This is a genomic window from Pantoea eucrina, from assembly GCF_020079945.1.
GTDB classification, from domain to species: Bacteria; Pseudomonadota; Gammaproteobacteria; order Enterobacterales; family Enterobacteriaceae; genus Pantoea; species Pantoea eucrina.
The window spans coordinates 99,734-118,426 of record NZ_CP083448.1; the positions used below are offsets into that span (position 1 = coordinate 99,734).

Consider the following 18,693-nt stretch of genomic DNA (forward strand, 5'->3'; position numbering starts at 1 on the left):
ACGGAAGATGAAAACCATGACGACCACTGAGCCGCATTACGCGATACGCGGCGTTGATCTGCACGCGTTTAACGATATGGAGAGCTTTGTCAGCTTTCTGCTGCCTGATAACACGCCCCGCCGCGGTACGCTGATTGCCATCAATGCTGAAAAGATGCTGACGCTGGAAGAAGATGCGCAGCTGCGCGCTCTGATTAGCGAAGCTGAGTTTAAATATCCGGATGGCATCAGTATTGTCCGCTCGCTGCGCAAAAAGTATCCGCGGCTGCAGGTCAGCCGCATTGCCGGTGCCGATCTGTGGGAGGCGCTGATGGAGCGCGCCGGACGCACCGGGATTCCGGTATTTTTAATTGGCGGCCGCGAGCAGGTACTGCAGGAGACCTGCGACAAACTGCAGCGTCAGTGGAACGTAAATATTGTCGGCAGCCAGAACGGCTATTTTGCCCCGGCTGACCGCGAGGCGCTGTTTGCACGTATCGCTGCGAGCGGCGCAAAAATCGTTACCGTAGCGCAGGGTTCACCACGTCAGGAGCTTCTGATGCGTGACTGCCGCCAGCACTGGCCCGACGCACTCTATATGGGAGTAGGCGGCACCTATGATGTTTTTACCGGCAACGTTACCCGTGCACCGGGTCTCTGGCAGCGTCTGGGGCTGGAGTGGCTCTATCGGCTGATCCGGCAGCCTTCACGCTGGCGCCGGCAGTTAAAGCTGCTGAAATATTTGCGCTATCACTGGAGGGGCGATCTCTGAGGCTGCTGATTAATCCAGCAATTTTTTAGCTTATAAGCGTGAAATTGCGCTATTTATCGACGGAATGCACAAAGCATAACCAAACGCGTTTTTTTCTTTAAAAAGCACTGGACAGGGTGAAGCCAAATACGTAGTATGCCCATCCGCAACGGCGCTACGCGCCCGTAGCTCAGCTGGATAGAGCGCTGCCCTCCGGAGGCAGAGGTCTCAGGTTCGAATCCTGTCGGGCGCGCCATTTTCTTTTGGGCGCAAGAGCTTCGGTGGTTGGTTTTAACCGCGTTATGCAGTGAATAGTAAGCGTAACAGCTTACGCACCAGAATTATGGTGGCTATAGCTCAGTTGGTAGAGCCCTGGATTGTGATTCCAGTTGTCGTGGGTTCGAGTCCCATTAGCCACCCCAGATTTTGCTGGGACATGCGAAGGTGGCGGAATTGGTAGACGCGCTAGCTTCAGGTGTTAGTGTTCTTACGGACGTGAGGGTTCAAGTCCCTCTCTTCGCACCAGGCAGAATTTTAGTAAAGAAGTAAAGAAGTAAAAAATCGGCGAGTAGCGCAGCTTGGTAGCGCAACTGGTTTGGGACCAGTGGGTCGGAGGTTCGAATCCTCTCTCGCCGACCATATTCGAAAAGCCTGCTTGAAAAAGCAGGCTTTTTTCGTTTGCGTGTAATCTGCGACCCCTGCAAAAAAATCTGCGATACGATGCGCGGCCCCCACCAAACCGTAGGGGCGCCATTAATGGCGCCCTGGTTTAAACCCGCAATGCGACCGCTACAGTTTTTGTCGTATTTTTGCGACAAATAACGCTTTGAATAAATTGAATTTATTCCATAAGAGATCTATTTGTCGCTGTTTTGCGACGGAAATGACCGCAATCGCATACTGCCTGCGGCATGTCGCTTTTCAGATAAGAGAACAGCAGCGTTAACTCTCTGAACCAGAAAAGCTTTTTAAGAAAAATGCCAATCTGGCACATCTTGTGCAATACTTCCTGTCGTAGATGCTCATTCCACCTCTTATGTCCGCTCAGGCGACATAAACCTGGGAATGATGCAGAGCCCCTTACGGTATCCGTTGTCCAGCCTGGCAGTAACGCTGTGCGCTACTGTAGTTAGACGGACATTACGTTGAGTCGGATACCATCAGTTGTCTTACGACCTGATCTTACACCTGCTTCTGGCAGGTGTTTTTTTATCTGCTTACGGCGGGGATGACACGGTTCAGGCAAAAAAAAGCCGGGACAAGCCCGGCAGACAAACAACAAGCATAAATCAGGTTGCCGGATTGTTCTTCAGCGTCAGCAGCAGGCCCTCGCGGCGCATGCTGGCCGCATCCTCCGGACGCTGCAGGCGATCGTAGACATCCGCCAGCCAGGCATAATCAAACGCATCAGGACGCTGCGCCAGCGCCTGCTCAAACGCATCGGCCGCCTGTTGCCACTCGCCGTGGCGCATCAGCAGCTGCCCCAGCGTGCTGTGCAGCAGTGGCGTTGCCCCATGCTGTTTGATCTGCTGACGCAGCGCTTTCTCCAGCGCATCAGGATTGCCGCTTTTAATGCGCGGCATCAGCAGCACCAGCCGATCGTCATACTGCTTTTTCAGACCGTCCAGCACGATATCCTGAGCCGTGTCGGGATCGTTGCACTCGATCAGATGCTCACTCATGGCGACCTGCAGCGCAGTCTCCTGCCGCGTTTTGCGGCTCTGACTCTGCCACCAGCGCTTCAGGCCCTCGCTACCCTGATCGGCCATCGCCTGGTTCATCAGCCCCAGCCACGCCTGCTGCTGCAGCGCATGACGCTGCGCATCATCGTTAATTTTGGCCTTTTGCATCGCCGGCAGAATATCCAGCAGGGCACCCCAGGCACCGGTACGAATATAGGCCTGCTCCGCCAGACGCAGCACTTCCGGATGGCGCGGCGCAACTTCCAGCAGACGGTCAACACCGTGACGCGCCGCATGATCTTCGTTGCGCGCCAGCTGCAGCCGGACCCGGGTGATCTCCACCGGGATAGTATTGTTCTCTGCCAGTTCAGAAGCGCGTTCCAGATGCTGATTAGCACGGGTTTCATCGCCGCGCTGCTGTGCCGCTTCAGCCGCAAGCAGATAGTTTGCTACCGGCTGATCGGCGTGATCGGCATTCTTCGCCAGCAGCTTCTCTGCCTGCTGATAGTCACCTTCAGCCAGCTTCATCAGCGCATGCTGCGTATGACGCTGCGCGCTGCGACGTTTGCGGCCGGTGAACCAGCCGCGCGTACGGACGCCGGTGCGGAACAGACGACGCAGGATCCACTCTGCCAGCAGAATCACCAGCAGGCTCAGGACCAGGATGATCCCCAGCCCGGTCACGCTGGTCTCAATATTCCAGTCATCAGTCTGGATCAGCACATAACCCTGATGCCCGGCTACCATCGGGCCCAGCACGACGCCAGCCAGCAACAGCAGGAAAAGTACCAGTACTTTTAGCATGGTCAGCCTCCCTGTTGTTCAGCCGCAACCGATGGCTGCGCCAGCAGATTGCGCACGCGCGTTTGCATCAGTTTTTCCAGCAGCGGCTGACTTTCCAGCGAATCCGGCACATCCATTGAGATGGTTTGCTGGCTCAGTTCGTCCAGCTGTGCAAGAAACGCCCGGGTCGCCGCATCGTTGGTGTCATACCAGGCGCGTACCCAGCTCGATACCGCATCCAGCGACTGTTTATAAATCTCCTCCTGATGACGCGGTACCGCCTGCGCAGCCACCAGCAGACGGGAGCGGATATTCTCACGCAGATAGACGTCCTGATTAGGCGCCAGAAGCGGCTGAGCGGTATTATCACGGCGGCGGATGGTAATGAAATCATCCATAAAATTATGCCAGCTCTTCACCAGATTCTGCCGCCATTCGTGCAGCGAGCCGGAGAGTTCGCCGCCGTCGCTATCCATTGGCGCATCGTCGTTGTCGTTGTCCGCCAGGCGCAGATTGTCTACGCCGTTAGAGAGCTGATTCAGCTTGAGGATGATGCCGTCGTAGTCGACCTGGCTGACGGCCGAAAGTGAGCTGATATCCTGCGTCAGCGCCCGACGAACGTTGGTCATGCTGGGATCGTTCATCTCAGCCAGACTGGTATCGGCACTTTTCAGCAGAGCAGCGGCCGTGGTGACATCCTGATCGCTCCAGAGTTTGCGGCCCGCCAGTTTTACCAGATAGTCAGCCTGCGCCAGCAGCCAGGTGCGGGTGTCATTACCGGAGATAGTGGCGACTTTTTCGCGCAGCGTTTCCAGCTCTTTTGCGCTGTTATCCTGCTTCGTGCGCGCTTCCTGCAGGGCAGTGCCCGCGTCAGTCAGCTGCTGCGTCAGCTGGCGTTTGTCGCTGCCAAGCTGCTGCTGCAGCGCGCTGAGCTGCTCGCTGAGCTGCTGGTTAGTCTGAGCCTGTACATCGGCCTGGTGTTTCCCGTTGAGGTAAAGGCCTGCGCCAATCGCCAGCGCAATCACAATTGCCACGGCGCTTAATACCCGGCCATCGCGCTGTTTTTCGCGTGGCGGCTGGTTTTCTGGCGTCGGGGAAGTGTCCGCTGGGGTAGTTTCTTCAACCATGGCGGAGGAAGCTTTGTGTTCCGTCATTGTGGCTCATCCCATTGTTAAGTTCAGCGTAACGCACGCAGCAGCGCGTCGTTATCGGCACCATCGGCTACGTCTATCTCCTGCCAGCCCGCTTCAGCGGCCTGGGTAGCCAAACGTTCACTGACGACCACCAGTCGACAGTGCAGTAACCACTCCCGCCGATCGATTGGCGGAAACAGTGCATGGAGTTGTTTTAACATTTCACCGCTGGTCACCACCAGCGTGGTAATCCCGCGGTCGCGCCAGCGCCGACCCTCAATAGCGCCGTCGTAGTGCTTCTCATTGCGCTGATAGCACTCACAGTATTGCACTTCTGCGCCACGTTCGATGAGAGTTTCAGCTAATAATTCCCGACCGGGAGTGCCGCGCAGGATCAGCGCGCGCTTGCCGCTGACCTGCTGCAGGCGCTGCAGGCGAACCAGCTCTTCGCTGGTCTCCCGCGCATGAGGATAGTCTACTTTGAGATTTGTGACGGTATGCAGCGCCAGCGCGGTTGAGCGGCCAATCGCATAGTAATCAGCGACCGCGGGCCAGACTGTCTGGCTGTGCTGCAGCGCCGGTTGTGCAAAATGCACCACCTGCTGTGATAGCAGAAAAACCAAATCGCCCGGCCGCAACGCCGTCAGCTGTTGCGGTAACTGTGCTAAATCGCGACCCGGCGTAAATTCAATCAGCGGGAACGCCCACGCCAGCTTGCCCAGGCTGCGCAGGCGCGCAACCAGCTCGCTGGCAGCCGGTTCCGGACGGGTCACGAGAATAGTCATACCGGCGGCTGCCCCTGATAGACCTCATGCAGAATTTCGCGCGCGCCCTTATTCAGCAGCTCTTCAGCCAGCGAAATGCCCATCTGCTCCGCCTGCTCACGCGGGCCACGGCGTTCACCGGTTACCATCTGGCTGCCGTCGGGCGCACCGACCAGACCGCGCAGCCAGAGCTGATCATCTTCCAGTACGGCAAAACTGCCGATCGGCACCTGACATCCACCCTCAAGCCGGGTATTCATGGCGCGCTCAGCGCGCACGCATACGGCTGTCTCACTGTGGTTCAGCGCCTGCAGCAGCGTAATTAATGCGCTGTCATCAAGCCGGCACTCAATGCCTACGGCACCCTGTCCCACGGCGGGCAGTGAAAGCTCTGCAGGCAGTGCCTGACGAATGCGATCTTCCAGCCCAAGGCGTTTCAGACCGGCAGCGGCCAGAATAATGGCATCATATTCACCCGCATCGAGCTTGCCGAGACGGGTGCCAACATTGCCGCGCAGCGAACGGATAACCAGGTCGGGCCGGCGTGCGCTCAGCTGACACTGACGGCGCAGGCTGGAGGTGCCGACTACTGCACCCTGAGGCAGCTCATCGATAGCGTTATAGTGATTAGAGACAAAGGCGTCGCGTGGATCTTCACGTTCGCAGATAGTTACCAGACCCAGGCCTTCCGGAAAGTTAACCGGCACATCTTTCATGGAATGCACCGCCAGATCGGCGCGATTCTCCAGCATGGCCTGTTCCAGTTCTTTTACGAACAAACCCTTGCCGCCCACTTTTGCCAGCGGGGTATCGAGAATAACATCACCTTTGGTCACCATCGGCACCAGCTCTACCTGCAGGCCCGGATGGGCTGCCATCAGGCGCTGCTGAACATATTGTGCCTGCCAGAGTGCGAGAGGACTTTGACGGGTAGCAATTCTGAAAATTTTGTTTAACATACCGTTAACCATTTTGATCGTTCATCGATTATCCTATCATCGATAGGGGAATGCTGTCAGTTTCAACGGATTGAAAAGGCCGCACTATTCATGTGTGGCTCGCCACACCTCAGCAGGCGTGGCGCAAAAAAAGCGGGTTGCTCTGCGGCAGATGCTAAACTGTCATGTAGCGCAACTTTCTTTACGGTCAATCCTTCTGGTGTTAGATTGATCACGTTTCCAGCAATAATTTGCCTGCATACCTCATTATTAAAATGGCAAACGCTGGAAGCAGGGTGCTTAACACTGGGACAATCAGGCGAAACGTCTTGTACCTCTACATTGAGACACTTAAACAGAGACTGGATGCGATTAACCAGCTGCGCGTAGATCGCGCGCTGGCTGCCATGGGGCCTGCTTTCCAGCACGTCTACAGTCTGCTGCCAACATTATTGCACTATCATCATCCTCTGATGCCGGGTTACCTCGAAGGTAACGTTCCACACGGCGTCTGCTTCTTCACGCCTGATGAACAGCAACAGCAGCTGCTGCATACCGTTACCGGCAAACCGGCGGCAGACCTGACGCCAGCGGCCGGGGGCGAACGGCCAATTACCGCTATCTACTCAATGGGCAGCACCTCGTCGGTCGGGCAGAACAGCGCATCCGATCTGGATATCTGGGTGTGCCACCACTCCTGGCTTGATAACGAAGAGCGTCTGGCCCTGCAGCGTAAGTGTACGCTGTTACAGAAGTGGTGTGTGTCAATGGGTGTGGAAGTCAGCTTTTTCCTTATCGATGAAAACCGTTTTCGCCATAACGAGAGCGGCAGCCTCGGCGGTGAGGATTGCGGATCGACACAGCATATTTTGCTGCTCGATGAGTTCTACCGTACGGCAGTGCGCATGGCGGGTAAGCGTGTTCTGTGGAATATGGTGCCGAATGAGGAAGAGCATCACTATGACGACTACGTCATGTCGCTCTATTCACAGGGTGTACTGACCCCGAACGAATGGCTCGATTTAGGCGGGCTGGGTACGCTGTCGGCAGAAGAGTATTTTGGCGCCAGCCTGTGGCAGCTCTATAAAAGTATCGACTCCCCCTATAAAGCAGTGCTGAAAACGCTGCTGCTGGAAGCGTACAGCTGGGAGTATCCGAATACGCAGCTGCTGGCGATGGATATCAGACAGCGCCTGCATGAAGGCGAGATCGTGAGCTTCGGGCTGGATCCCTACTGCATGATGCTGGAGCGGGTCACGCGCTATCTGACCAGTGTGGAAGATCACGCCCGCCTCGACCTGGTGCGGCGCTGTTTCTATCTGAAAGTGTGCGAGAAGCTTTCCGGGGACGATCAGCACGCCCGCAACGGCTGGCGGCGCGAAATCCTGCTACAACTGGTACAAGCCTGGGGCTGGGACGAAGAGAAACTCGCCGTTCTGGATAATCGGGCGGAGTGGAAAATCGAGCGCGTGCGCGAGGCGCATAATGAGCTGCTGGATGCGATGATGCAGAGCTATCGTAATCTGATTCGCTTTGCGCGCCGGAACAATTTAAGCGTCAGTGCCAGCCCGCAGGATATCGGCGTGCTGACGCGTAAACTGTATGCCGCTTTTGAAGCGCTGCCGGGTAAAGTCACGCTGGTGAACCCGCAAATATCCCCCGATCTGTCAGAAGAGAATCTGACCTTTATCCACGTGCCCGCCGGGCGCGCGAACCGGCCAGGCTGGTATCTCTATAATCAGTCGCCGGATATGAGTTCGATTATCAGCCATCAGCCGCTGGAATATAACCGCTATCTGAACAAGCTGGTGGCGTGGGCATGGTTCAACGGATTACTGACGCAGAAAACGCGTCTGCACATTAAAGGTAACGAGCTGTGCGACCTGGCGCGTCTGCAGGAGCTGGTCAGCGACGTCTCCGGTCACTTTCCGCTGCGCCTGCCGGCGCCTACGCCAAAAGCGCTTTACAGCCCGTGCGAAATCCGCCATCTGGCGATCATTGTGAATCTTGAGCACGATCCCACCGCGGCATTCCGCAACCAGGTGGTGCACTTTGATTTCCGCAAGCTGGATGTCTTCAGCTTTGGTCAGCAGCAGCAGTGCCTGATTGGCAGCGTCGATCTGCTCTACCGCAACTCGTGGAATGAAGTACGCACCCTGCATTTCAGCGGTGAACAGGCGATGATTGACGCGCTGAAAACCATTCTGGGCAAGATGCATCAGGATGCGGCGCCGCCCGATACGGTTGAGGTATTTTGCTACAGTCAGCATCTGCGTGGCCTGATCCGCACGCGGGTACAGCAGCTGGTATCAGAGTGCATTGAGCTGCGCCTGTCGAGTACGCGGCAGGAGCCAGGCCGCTTCAAAGCGATTCGCGTTGCGGGACAGACCTGGGGACTCTTCTTTGAACGCATGAGCGTCTCAGTGCAGAAGCTGGAGAACGCGGTGGAGTTCTACGGCGCAATTTCCAACAACAAGCTGCATGGATTATCGATCAAGGTGGAGTCGAATCAGACTCCGCTGCCGCCGGTGGTAAACGGCTACGCCAGCGAAGGCATTATTCAGTTCTTCTTTGAAGACACCAGCGACGATCGCGGATTCAACATTTATATTCTCGATGAGAGCAATCGTGTGGAGATTTACCACCACTGCGAAGGCAGTAAAGAGGAGCTGGTGCGCGACGTCAGCCGCTTCTACTCTTCATCACACGATCGCTTTACCTACGGCTCAAGCTTTATCAATTTCAATCTGCCGCAGTTTTATCAAATCGTGAACACCGGCGACCGTTTTCAGGTGATTCCGTTTCGCAGTCAGACCCTGACGCAGCTCTGTCCGACCCCGCCGCATAACGACAACGCTGATTTTATGCCGCGTTATCAGGTGCACTGATCGCTGGTTTTCAGCCAGCCTGCACGGCCACGCTGTCCGATATTTCCTGTTGCTTTTACACCATCAGCTGCGATGATAAGCAGCTGAGAATTGGACAATACGAGCAGATAAAATGAGACGAGTCATAAGCCAGTTGGGCATGGCGCTGATGCTGGTCAGCCTGGCAGGCTGCGGCCTGAAAGGCCCGTTATACTTCCCGCCCGCGGATAAGCCGCAGCAGAACGACAAGCCGACAGAACAGCAGCAGCAGGCCGCTCAGCAGGCGGATACCGGGGGCCTGGTCACCGGCAGCTCATCAGGCGTACAGTCAAACTAAATTTAATGAGTTATCCGGCGGAGCAGAAAATGCAGTTCTCGAAAATGCACGGTCTCGGCAACGACTTTATGGTCGTGGATGCAGTGACACAAAACGTCTTTTTTTCGCCGGAATTGATTCGCCGCCTGGCGGATCGGCATCTGGGGATCGGCTTTGATCAGCTGCTGATCGTAGAACCACCCTACGATCCGGATCTCGACTTTCACTATCGCATATTTAACGCTGACGGCAGTGAAGTGGCGCAGTGTGGCAACGGCGCGCGCTGTTTCGCCCGCTTTGTGCGCCTCAAAGGGCTGACCAACAAAAGTGACATTCGCGTCAGCACCCAAACCGGACGTATGGTGCTGAGCGTGACCAGCGACGAGCTGGTACGGGTCAATATGGGCGAGCCTGACTTTGATCCGCAGCGTGTGCCGCTGCGCGCTAACAAGGCGGAAAATCTCTATCTGCAGCGCGTCGCCGAGCAGACCGTGATGTTTGGTGCAGTCTCAATGGGTAATCCGCACTGTGTGATTCAGGTGGAGAGCGTGATCACTGCAGCCGTTGAGACGCTGGGGCCGGCGCTGGAGAGTCACGAGCGCTTCCCGGAGCGCGTTAACGTCGGCTTTATGGAAGTGGTCAGCCGTGAGCACGTACGCCTGCGCGTTTATGAGCGCGGAGCCGGCGAAACTCAGGCGTGCGGCAGCGGCGCCTGTGCAGCAGTAGCCTGTGGTATTCAGCAGGGGCTGCTGGCAGAAAAAGTGCGTGTCGATCTGCCGGGCGGGACGCTGCATATCGCCTGGAAGGGGGCCGGACAGCCGCTATATATGACCGGACCCGCCACCCACGTTTATGACGGATTTATCCATTTATGAAATACCCGGAAGAGCAGACTGACAGCGCGGTACAGCTCGACGATCGCGCCGTCAGCGCTTATCTGCAGCAGAACCCCGATTTTTTTATCCGCAACGCACGTCAGGTTGAACAGATGGCGGTGCCGCACGCGGTGCGCGGCAGCGTCTCGCTGGTAGAGTGGCATATGGCGCGCCAGCGCAACCACATCCGTCAGCTGGAAGAGGAGATCACGCTGCTGATGGAGCAGGCCAACGCTAATCATCAGCTGTTCGATCGCCTGCTGGCGCTGCAGGGACATCTCGCCGCCGCTGACAGCCTGCAGGAGATGCTGAACCGCCTGCAGCGCTGGGCGCGTGAGCTGGGTCTGGCGGGCGCCAATGTGCGGCTGTTCAGCGATCAATGGCGCCTCGGCGCGCCCTCTGATTTTATCCAGCTGGGTCTGGCGCGACAGGCGTTTGAGCCGCTGCGTATTCAGCGTTTTGGTCAGCAGCAGCACTATCTTGGCAGCCTGAACGGACCGGAGCTGCTGCTGCTGCTGCCGCAGGCAAAAGCCGTTGGCTCGGTTGCGATGTCGCTGCTGGGCGAGCGGGGTGAGGCGGGCGTCGTCATCTTCAGCAGCCGCGATAATCAGCACTATCAGGCCGGCATGGGGACACTCTTACTGCAGCACCTGGCTCAGATGCTGCCGACGCTGCTGGCGCGCTGGATCGAGCGCGTATGAGTACGCTGCTGCCCGCCGTCGACGCCTTTCTGCGCTATCTGCAGGTAGAACGCCAGCTCAGTCCGCTGACGCAGAAAAACTATCGTCGTCAGCTGCTGGCGCTTGTGGCTCTCGCGGAGAGCATGCAGTTAACCGAATGGTCGAAGCTGGAGCCGGCGCAGGTACGCAGCCTGGCGGCGCGCAGCCGGCGCGATGGCCTTCAGGCGAGCAGTCTGGCGCTGCGTATGTCTGCCCTGCGCAGCTTTCTCGACTGGCAGGTGAGCCAGGGCATGCTGAGCGCAAATCCGGCGAAAGGTATCGCCACGCCGCGTAACGCCCGCCATCTGCCAAAGAATATGGACGTGGATGAAGTCACGCAGCTGCTGGAGATTGACCTTAATGACCCGCTGGCGGTGCGCGATCGCGCGATGCTTGAAACCATGTATGGCGGCGGCCTGCGTCTCAGCGAGCTGGTCGGGATCAACTGCCGCGATCTTGATGCGGAGTCGGGTGAAGTCCAGGTGCTGGGCAAAGGCAGTAAAGAGCGGCGCGTGCCGGTTGGCGCAACGGCGGTGACCTGGCTGCAGCACTGGCTGGCGCTGCGCGACAGTTTTGCTCCGCAGGATGATGCGCTGTTTGTCTCTTCGCGCGGCAGCCGGATTTCCGCGCGCAACGTGCAGAAGCGGTTTGCTGAGTGGGGCATCAAGCAGGGCGTGGCCAGCCATATTCATCCGCATAAGCTGCGCCACTCTTTTGCCACCCACCTGCTGGAGTCAAGCGGCGACTTGCGTGCGGTGCAGGAGCTGCTCGGGCATGCCAATCTCTCGACCACACAGATCTACACCCATCTCGATTTCCAGCATCTGGCCTCGGTCTACGATGCCGCGCATCCGCGTGCCAAACGAGGAAAATCACAATGAAGTTTTACCGCTCCCTGCATCCGGTTAAGGCGCTGACCTTCGATCTGGATGATACGCTGTATGACAACCGCCCGGTGATCCGCAAGACCGCGCAGGAGACGCATGCGGCGCTGCAGGCGTTTCACCCGGCGCTGCGTGAGTTCACGCCGGCCGATTATCAGCAGCTGCGTGATGAGCTGCTGGCACGCGAGCCCGATATTTATCACGACGTCTCAGAGTGGCGCCGCCGTTCGGTGGAACTGGCGTTGCTGAATATTGGCCTGCCGGCCGCCGACGCTGCCGCGGGCGCAGGCGAGGTTATGCGCACCTTTCACCACTGGCGCAGTCAGGTTGTGATGCCGGAAGAGACGCACCAGACGCTGCGCTGGCTCGGCGAGCGCGTGCCGCTGGTGGCCATCACTAACGGCAATGCCGATCCGGAAAAGCTCGGCATTCAGCACTACTTTCAGTTTACGCTGCGCGCCGGTCCGCACGGTCGCGCCAAGCCGTGGCAGGATATGTATCATCTTGCGGCGGAGCGGCTTGCTATTGCGTCGGAGGCGATCCTGCACGTTGGCGATGACCTGACTACCGATGTTGCAGGCGCGCTGCGCGCTGGCCTGCAGGCGTGCTGGATTAATCTGAACAGCGGCAATCTGATGCAAATCCATGACGCCCGCCTGCTGCCGCACGTTGAAATTCATCGGTTGGCATCCCTGACCTCACTGCTATAATGGCTGTAAATTTATCCAGTCGTATCCTTTGGCGCACAGCGTGACTGGCTGTGCGTGTGCACTCTGACCGCTTGCCTGATTAAGCGCGCGGATATTCAGACACCCGCAGCATCGCTGCAGCACGTATAACTCAGGGTACGCATCTCTATTGTTTAAAACGGTGCTTATGGACGTTTCTGATCTGCTCGACGGCTTGAATGACAAACAGCGTGAGGCGGTTGCCGCACCGCGCAGCAATCTGCTGGTGCTGGCCGGAGCAGGCAGCGGCAAAACCCGTGTGCTGGTGCACCGCATCGCCTGGCTGCTGTCGGTAGAGAACTGCTCGCCATACTCCATCATGGCGGTCACCTTCACCAATAAAGCGGCGGCTGAGATGCGTCATCGTATCGATCAGCTGATTGGCAGCGGGCAGGGTGGCATGTGGATTGGTACATTCCATGGCCTGGCGCATCGCCTGCTGCGGGCGCACCACCTGGACGCCGGACTGCCGCAGGATTTTCAGATCCTCGACAGCGAAGATCAGCTGCGGCTGCTGAAGCGTCTGATTAAGTCAATGAATCTGGATGATAAGCAGTGGCCGGCGCGGCAGGGCATGTGGTACATCAACGGCAAGAAAGATGAGGGTCTGCGGCCAAAACATATCGAAAGCTACAACAATCCGGTTGAGCAGACGTGGCTGCGTATTTATCAGGCCTATCAGGAGGCGTGCGATCGCGCCGGCCTGGTCGATTTTGCCGAGCTGCTGCTGCGCGCGCATGAGCTGTGGCTGCATAAGCCTCAGATCCTGAATCATTATCGCGAGCGCTTTAGCAATATTCTGGTCGATGAGTTTCAGGACACCAACAACATTCAGTATGCGTGGATCCGCATGCTGGCGGGCGACAGCAGCCGGGTAATTATTGTCGGCGATGACGATCAGTCCATCTACGGCTGGCGCGGCGCGCAGGTTGAAAATATCCAGCGCTTCCTGCAGGACTTTCCCGGGGCGGAAACTATCCGCCTGGAGCAGAACTACCGCTCCACCAACCATATCCTGAAATCTGCCAATGCCCTGATCGCCAACAACAGCGGGCGGCTCGGAAAAGAGCTCTGGACCGACGGCAGCGACGGCGAAAAGATTTCAATCTACTGCGCGTTTAACGAGCTGGATGAAGCGCGCTTTGTGGTTAACCGCATTAAAACCTGGCATGAGAACGGCAATGCGCTGCAGGATTGCGCGATTCTCTATCGCAGTAACGCCCAGTCGCGCGTGCTGGAAGAGGCGCTGCTGCAGGCCAGCATGCCCTACCGTATTTATGGCGGTATGCGCTTCTTTGAACGCCAGGAGATCAAAGATGCGCTCGCCTATCTGCGCCTGATCGCCAACCGCAACGACGACGCCGCGTTTGAACGCGTGGTCAATACGCCGACGCGCGGCGTGGGCGACAGAACGCTGGATGTGGTACGGCAGACGGCGCGCGAAAAACAGCTGACGCTGTGGCAGGCTACGCGGGAACTGCTGCAGAACCGGGCCCTGGCGGGCCGGGCGGCGTCGGCACTGCAGCGCTTCTGCGAACTGGTTGATGCGCTGGCGCATGAAACCGCAGAGATGCCGCTGCATGTGCAGACCGATCGCGTGATTAAAGATTCCGGTCTGTGGCTGATGTATGAGCAGGAAAAAGGCGAAAAAGGCCAGGCGCGTATCGAGAACTTAGAGGAGCTGGTCACGGCCACCCGCCAGTTCAGCTATCAGGATGAAGATGAAGATTTGATGCCGCTGCAGGCGTTTTTATCGCACGCCGCGCTGGAGGCGGGCGAAGGTCAGGCGGATAAATGGCAGGATGCCGTACAGCTGATGACGCTGCACTCGGCAAAAGGGCTGGAGTTTACTCAGGTCTTTATTGTCGGCATGGAAGAGGGCATGTTCCCGAGCCAGATGTCGCTGGATGAGGGCGGGCGTCTGGAGGAGGAGCGGCGGCTGGCCTATGTTGGTGTCACCCGGGCGATGGTCAAGCTGACGCTCACCTACGCCGAGACGCGGCGGCTTTACGGCAAGGAAGTCTATCATCGCCCGTCGCGCTTTATTGGCGAACTGCCGGAAGAGTGCGTGGAGGAAGTGCGCCTGCGCGCCAGCGTCAGCCGTCCGGTCAGCCATCAGCGCATGGGCACGCCCACCAGCAAAAGCGACAGCGGCTTTACCCTGGGTCAGCGGGTGCGCCACGCGAAGTTTGGCGAAGGCACCATTATTAATCTGGAAGGCAGCGGCGAGCACAGTCGCCTGCAGGTCGCTTTCCAGGGGCAGGGCATTAAGTGGCTGGTCGCCGCGTATGCGCGGCTGGAGGCGATGTAGCGCGGCTGCGCTACCTTGACGACTTTTTCGTCTCAGCGTAACATGCGCGCACTATTATCATGAGAGGACAATGCCTTGGACGCGCCCAGTCGATGCTGGCTCAACATCCTGTTTAGCAGGAATATCTAAGGCTACCTCTTTACGCAGGTAGCCTTAAAGGTTATCCGCGACCTCCTTTGCTTATCCGTCGCATGAGTCAGCACTGATCACACCCTGAAGCGAAAGTTTCCGCGTTAAGGCTTTGCCGTGTCCGTTACGTTTCGGACGTGACGGGCACCGCCCTGTCCCATTTGGTCTGCAATGGGGAGTATTGCTATGCTGAGCGCATTTAAACTCGAGCGCGATCGCCTGACGCGCATCGAGCTGGAAGACAACAACGATAAACTCAACACGTCGGTATGGGTCGATCTCATCGAGCCGGATGACAGCGAGCGCGAGCGCGTGCAGTCAGAGCTGGGACAGAGCCTGGCAACGCGTCCGGAGCTGGAAGATATTGAAGCCTCGGCGCGCTTCTTTGAAGATGAAGATGGCCTGCATATCCACTCGTTCTTTTTCTTTGAGGATGCTGAAGATCACGCCGGCAACTCCACCGTGGCCTTTACAATCCGCGAAGATCGCCTCTATACGCTGCGCGAGCGCGAGCTGCCAGCCTTTCGCCTTTACCGCATGCGCGCCCGCAATCAGCAGCTGACCGACGGCAACGCTTACGAGCTGCTGCTGGATCTGTTCGAGACCAAAATTGAGCAGCTGGCGGATGAGATTGAAAATATCTATAGCGCGCTGGAGAAGTTGAGCCGCGTGATTATGGAAGGCCAGCAGGGTGAAGAGTATGACGAGGCGCTGTCGCGTCTCGCCGAGCTGGAAGATATCGGCTGGAAAGTCCGTCTCTGCCTGATGGATACGCAGCGTGCGCTCAATTTCCTTGTGCGTAAGGCGCGCCTGCCAGGTAACCAGCTGGAGCAGGCACGTGAGATCCTGCGCGATATTGAATCGCTGCTGCCGCACAATGAATCCCTGTTCCAGAAGGTCAACTTTCTGATGCAGGCGGCGATGGGCTTTATCAATATCGAACAGAACCGCATTATCAAGATCTTCTCGGTGGTCTCGGTGGTGTTCCTGCCGCCAACGCTGGTGGCTTCCAGCTATGGTATGAACTTTGAGTTTATGCCTGAGCTAAAATGGAGCTTCGGCTATCCTGGCGCAATCTGCCTGATGATGCTGGCAGGCCTGGCACCTTATCTCTATTTCAAACGCAAAAACTGGCTGTGATCGTGGGGTGCCATTCATGGCGCCCTGGTTGAACACCGCACCCGTCTGACGCCAGGGGCGCATAAATGCGCCCCCTACATTTCTGTAGGGGCGCCATTCATGGCGCCCTGGTCAAACATCGCCCCCGCCTGCTGATTAAAAAACGATTTGCGCTGGCTCCGGGGGCGCAACCTGCGTAACCTGTTGAACTCTTATCTTTGTCTGATTTTGCTCATGTCACACTACTCTCTCCGCTTACAATGGATGCTGCTGGTGGTTGCATCTTTGACGCTGGGCGTTGCTCTCCAGCTGCTTCACCTGCCTGCTGCGCTGCTGCTTGGCCCGATGATTACCGGAACCGTAATGGGACTCAGCGGCGCAACGCTGCGCATCGATAAGCGGCTGTTTATTCTGGCGCAGGCGGTGCTGGGCTGCATGATCGCTCAGAGCCTGTCGCCCGCCATACTGACCCCCTTATTAAACGACTGGCCGGTGGTGCTGGCGGTATTGATCCTTACGCTGGCCGCCAGCGGTCTCTCAGGTTTTCTGCTGGTGCGCTTCAGTAACCTGCCGGGGCCTACCGGTGCCTGGGGATCGTCGCCCGGCGGCGCCTCGGCGATGGTGGCGATGGCGGGGGATTTCGGGGCTGACGTGCGGCTGGTCGCGTTTATGCAGTATCTGCGCGTGCTGTTCGTCGCCACGGCGGCGGCGGTAGTGGCGCGTATTGGTCTGGATACCAGCGGCGGTGCGACCGGACTAATCTGGTTTCCGGCGCTCGGCCACGGTTTTTTGCTGACGCTGGTGGTGATGATCGCCGGTGCCTGGCTCGGGCAGCGCCTGCGGATCCCCTCCGGTGCGCTGCTGCTGCCGGCGCTGACTGGGGCCACGCTGCAGGGGAGCGAAATCGCGACGTTGCAGGTGCCGGAGTGGCTGCTGGCGCTGGCCTATGCGCTGATTGGCTGGAGCGTCGGACTGCGCTTTACGCGCCCGATTTTCCTGCTGGCGCTGCGGACGCTGCCGCAGATGCTCGCCTCAATCCTCGGGCTGATGGTGCTGTGTGCGGCGCTGGCATGGATGCTGACGCGGGTATTGCATATTGACCTGATGACCGCCTATCTGGCTACCAGCCCGGGCGGGCTGGATACCGTCGCTATTATCGCCGCCGGCAGCCGGGTCGATATGGCGTTTGTTATGGCGCTGCAGACGCTGCGTCTGTTTACCATTCTGCTCACCGGCCCGGCACTGGCGCGCTTTATCTCACGCTTTGCGCATCCGCGTGCGGGCTGAGAAGAGTACGGCGTCAAAAATAAACACCGCCAGCGCCAGCCAGATAAAGCCAAAGGTGACCAGCTTATCGGGGGTGAGGCGCTCGCCATAAAACAGTACCGCCAGCAGAAACATCAGCGTCGGGCCAAGATACTGGAAAAAGCCCACGGTTGAGAGGCGCAGACGCGCGCAGGCTGCGGCAAACAGCATCAGCGGAATGGTGGTCAGCACGCCGGCGGCCACCAGCATCAGATTGAGGCTGAGCGGATTGGCGCTGAGATGACTGGTCGCGCTGTCGGCAATACCAAACAGATAGATCGCCGCCAGCGGGAACAGCCACAGCGTCTCGATCAGCATGCCGCTTTGTGCATCAACCTGGATCTTTTTCCGCACCAGACCATACAGCGCAAAGCTCAGCGCCAGCCCCAGCGCAATTACCGGCAGCGAGCCAAACTGCCACAGCTGCACCAGTACGCCCGCCGCCGCCAGCACAACCGCCAGCCACTGCAGACGGCGAAAGCGCTCACGCAGAAACAGCATACCCAACACCACATTAATCAGCGGATTGATAAAGTAGCCGAGGCTCGCCTCCAGCATATGCTGATTATTGACCGCCCAGATAAACAGCAGCCAGTTGCCGCCGACGGTGACGGCGGTCAGCGCCAGCAGCAGAACTTTTTTCGGCTGAGCGGCCACCTGGCGCACCTGCTTCCAGCTGCGGCTCAGCGTGATCAGGATCAGCATAAACAGCACGGACCAGATCACCCGATGGGTCATGATTTCGGCGGGCGGCACTGCCCTGACCAGTTTGAAGTAGGCCGGAGCAACGCCCCAGATAAAATAAGCGCCGAGCGCATAAAAAATGCCCTCCCGCGTTTGCTGGCTGTCCATTGTATTGTCCATAAGGCGGCGCACCGGTTGCGCTGCGTGGGTTAACCAATCAGGTAGGTGGCGGTGGCCGTAGCGATATAATCGTGCTGCTCATTATGCAGTTCAACGCGCGCCACGGCGACTTTATTACCGGCACGCAGCAGAGTGCCGGTAGCGATAAAACGCTCGCCGCGGCCCGGGCGCAGATAATCAACCCGCAGATCGATAGTGCCCATTCGCGCCAGCCGCTGCCGCAGCTCCTCTTCGCTGATGCTCTCCTGCCGCGTCAGCGCATGGCTGACGCAAACCAGCCCGGCGGTAACATCCAGTACTGAGGCAATCACGCCGCCATGCAGGATTTGCTGTGCGGCGTTGCCTACCAGCATGGTTTTATTGGCAAATGCCAGCCGGACCGTATCAGCATCAAGGTGTTCCAGTTCCAGGCCCAGCGCCTGATTAAACGGCATATGATAAACAAAAATTTCACCAATCAGCTGGCGCGCGTCCTGCTGAGTCAGCATCGGAGATGACATAGTTACGGCCTTAAGATGTTAAGAAGTTGTGTATATTATGCTGCTC

17 protein-coding genes and 4 tRNA genes are annotated in these 18,693 nt (G+C 57.9%); 15 read left to right on the forward strand and 6 right to left on the reverse strand.

Going from position 1 to position 18,693, the window contains the following annotated elements:
- Positions 1-7 precede the first annotated feature (7 nt).
- The 5 genes from wecG to LAC65_RS00450 all read left to right on the forward strand — a co-directional run bounded on the left by wecG (position 8) and on the right by LAC65_RS00450 (position 1,369).
- Positions 8-751 (forward strand): lipopolysaccharide N-acetylmannosaminouronosyltransferase, encoded by a 744-nt coding sequence (gene wecG / locus LAC65_RS00430; protein ID WP_200889502.1) that lies wholly within the window; start codon positions 8-10, stop codon positions 749-751.
- 158 nt (positions 752-909) lie between these two features.
- A tRNA-Arg gene (locus tag LAC65_RS00435) sits at positions 910-986 on the forward strand.
- 90 nt (positions 987-1,076) lie between these two features.
- Positions 1,077-1,152, forward strand: a tRNA-His gene (locus LAC65_RS00440).
- A gap of 16 nt (positions 1,153-1,168) precedes the next feature.
- Positions 1,169-1,255 (forward strand) — tRNA-Leu (locus LAC65_RS00445).
- A gap of 37 nt (positions 1,256-1,292) precedes the next feature.
- Positions 1,293-1,369, forward strand: a tRNA-Pro gene (locus LAC65_RS00450).
- Between the two features lie 650 nt (positions 1,370-2,019).
- Here LAC65_RS00450 and hemY read toward each other — a convergent pair.
- Genes hemY through hemC form a run of 4 tightly spaced genes read right to left on the reverse strand, consistent with a single transcriptional unit; the run spans position 2,020 to position 6,051 of the window.
- Positions 2,020-3,216 carry a protoheme IX biogenesis protein HemY gene (hemY, locus tag LAC65_RS00455; RefSeq protein ID WP_039381735.1) on the reverse strand — a complete coding sequence of 399 codons (1,197 nt, stop codon included), beginning with the start codon at positions 3,214-3,216 and terminating at the stop codon, positions 2,020-2,022.
- A gap of 2 nt (positions 3,217-3,218) precedes the next feature.
- Positions 3,219-4,349 (reverse strand): uroporphyrinogen-III C-methyltransferase, encoded by a 1,131-nt coding sequence (gene hemX / locus LAC65_RS00460; protein WP_039381739.1) that lies wholly within the window; start codon positions 4,347-4,349, stop codon positions 3,219-3,221.
- Between the two features lie 23 nt (positions 4,350-4,372).
- Positions 4,373-5,113 carry a uroporphyrinogen-III synthase gene (hemD, locus tag LAC65_RS00465; RefSeq protein ID WP_039381741.1) on the reverse strand — a complete coding sequence of 247 codons (741 nt, stop codon included), beginning with the start codon at positions 5,111-5,113 and terminating at the stop codon, positions 4,373-4,375.
- Positions 5,110-6,051 (reverse strand): hydroxymethylbilane synthase, encoded by a 942-nt coding sequence (hemC, locus tag LAC65_RS00470; protein ID WP_039385678.1) that lies wholly within the window; start codon positions 6,049-6,051, stop codon positions 5,110-5,112. Before hemC ends, hemD begins: the two co-directional genes overlap by 4 nt.
- 308 nt (positions 6,052-6,359) lie before the next feature.
- Between hemC and LAC65_RS00475 the strand changes: the two genes are divergently transcribed.
- The 10 genes from LAC65_RS00475 to LAC65_RS00515 all read left to right on the forward strand — a co-directional run bounded on the left by LAC65_RS00475 (position 6,360) and on the right by LAC65_RS00515 (position 17,265).
- Entirely contained in the window at positions 6,360-8,918 is a 2,559-nt protein-coding gene (locus LAC65_RS00475; RefSeq protein ID WP_224144797.1) for a class I adenylate cyclase, read from the forward strand.
- A 112-nt stretch (positions 8,919-9,030) separates the two neighbouring features.
- Complete coding sequence (gene lptM / locus LAC65_RS00480) at positions 9,031-9,234, forward strand: LPS translocon maturation chaperone LptM (protein ID WP_039381747.1); 204 nt, start codon at positions 9,031-9,033, stop codon at positions 9,232-9,234.
- A gap of 29 nt (positions 9,235-9,263) precedes the next feature.
- Positions 9,264-10,088, forward strand: a complete 825-nt coding sequence (gene dapF, locus LAC65_RS00485; protein WP_039385679.1) for a diaminopimelate epimerase — start codon at positions 9,264-9,266, stop codon at positions 10,086-10,088.
- Positions 10,085-10,789, forward strand: a complete 705-nt coding sequence (locus LAC65_RS00490) for a DUF484 domain-containing protein (RefSeq protein ID WP_039381751.1) — start codon at positions 10,085-10,087, stop codon at positions 10,787-10,789. Before dapF ends, LAC65_RS00490 begins: the two co-directional genes overlap by 4 nt.
- The gene (xerC, locus tag LAC65_RS00495) at positions 10,786-11,688 is read left to right on the forward strand and encodes a tyrosine recombinase XerC (protein WP_224144798.1); all 903 of its coding nucleotides are present in this window, start codon (positions 10,786-10,788) and stop codon (positions 11,686-11,688) included. Before LAC65_RS00490 ends, xerC begins: the two co-directional genes overlap by 4 nt.
- Entirely contained in the window at positions 11,685-12,401 is a 717-nt protein-coding gene (gene yigB / locus LAC65_RS00500) for a 5-amino-6-(5-phospho-D-ribitylamino)uracil phosphatase YigB (protein WP_039381757.1), read from the forward strand. The genes xerC and yigB overlap by 4 nt, the downstream gene beginning before the upstream one ends.
- A gap of 166 nt (positions 12,402-12,567) precedes the next feature.
- Positions 12,568-14,730, forward strand: a complete 2,163-nt coding sequence (gene uvrD / locus LAC65_RS00505) for a DNA helicase II (RefSeq protein ID WP_039385680.1) — start codon at positions 12,568-12,570, stop codon at positions 14,728-14,730.
- A gap of 75 nt (positions 14,731-14,805) precedes the next feature.
- On the forward strand, positions 14,806-14,859 hold the full coding sequence (gene ysgD / locus LAC65_RS18235) for a YsgD/CorL family protein (RefSeq protein WP_349919670.1): 54 nt from the start codon (positions 14,806-14,808) through the stop codon (positions 14,857-14,859).
- 186 nt (positions 14,860-15,045) lie between these two features.
- Entirely contained in the window at positions 15,046-15,999 is a 954-nt protein-coding gene (gene corA, locus LAC65_RS00510; protein ID WP_039381760.1) for a magnesium/cobalt transporter CorA, read from the forward strand.
- A gap of 213 nt (positions 16,000-16,212) precedes the next feature.
- Positions 16,213-17,265, forward strand: a complete 1,053-nt coding sequence (locus LAC65_RS00515; RefSeq protein ID WP_039381762.1) for an AbrB family transcriptional regulator — start codon at positions 16,213-16,215, stop codon at positions 17,263-17,265.
- Here LAC65_RS00515 and rarD read toward each other — a convergent pair.
- Both rarD and LAC65_RS00525 read right to left on the reverse strand, forming a co-directional pair.
- Positions 17,236-18,135: an EamA family transporter RarD gene (rarD, locus tag LAC65_RS00520; protein ID WP_039381763.1), complete on the reverse strand. Its 900-nt coding sequence runs from the start codon at positions 18,133-18,135 to the stop codon at positions 17,236-17,238. The two genes, LAC65_RS00515 and rarD, sit on opposite strands and share 30 nt — an antisense overlap.
- Before the next feature lie 41 nt (positions 18,136-18,176).
- Entirely contained in the window at positions 18,177-18,647 is a 471-nt protein-coding gene (locus LAC65_RS00525; RefSeq protein ID WP_039381765.1) for a thioesterase family protein, read from the reverse strand.
- Positions 18,648-18,693 lie beyond the last annotated feature (46 nt).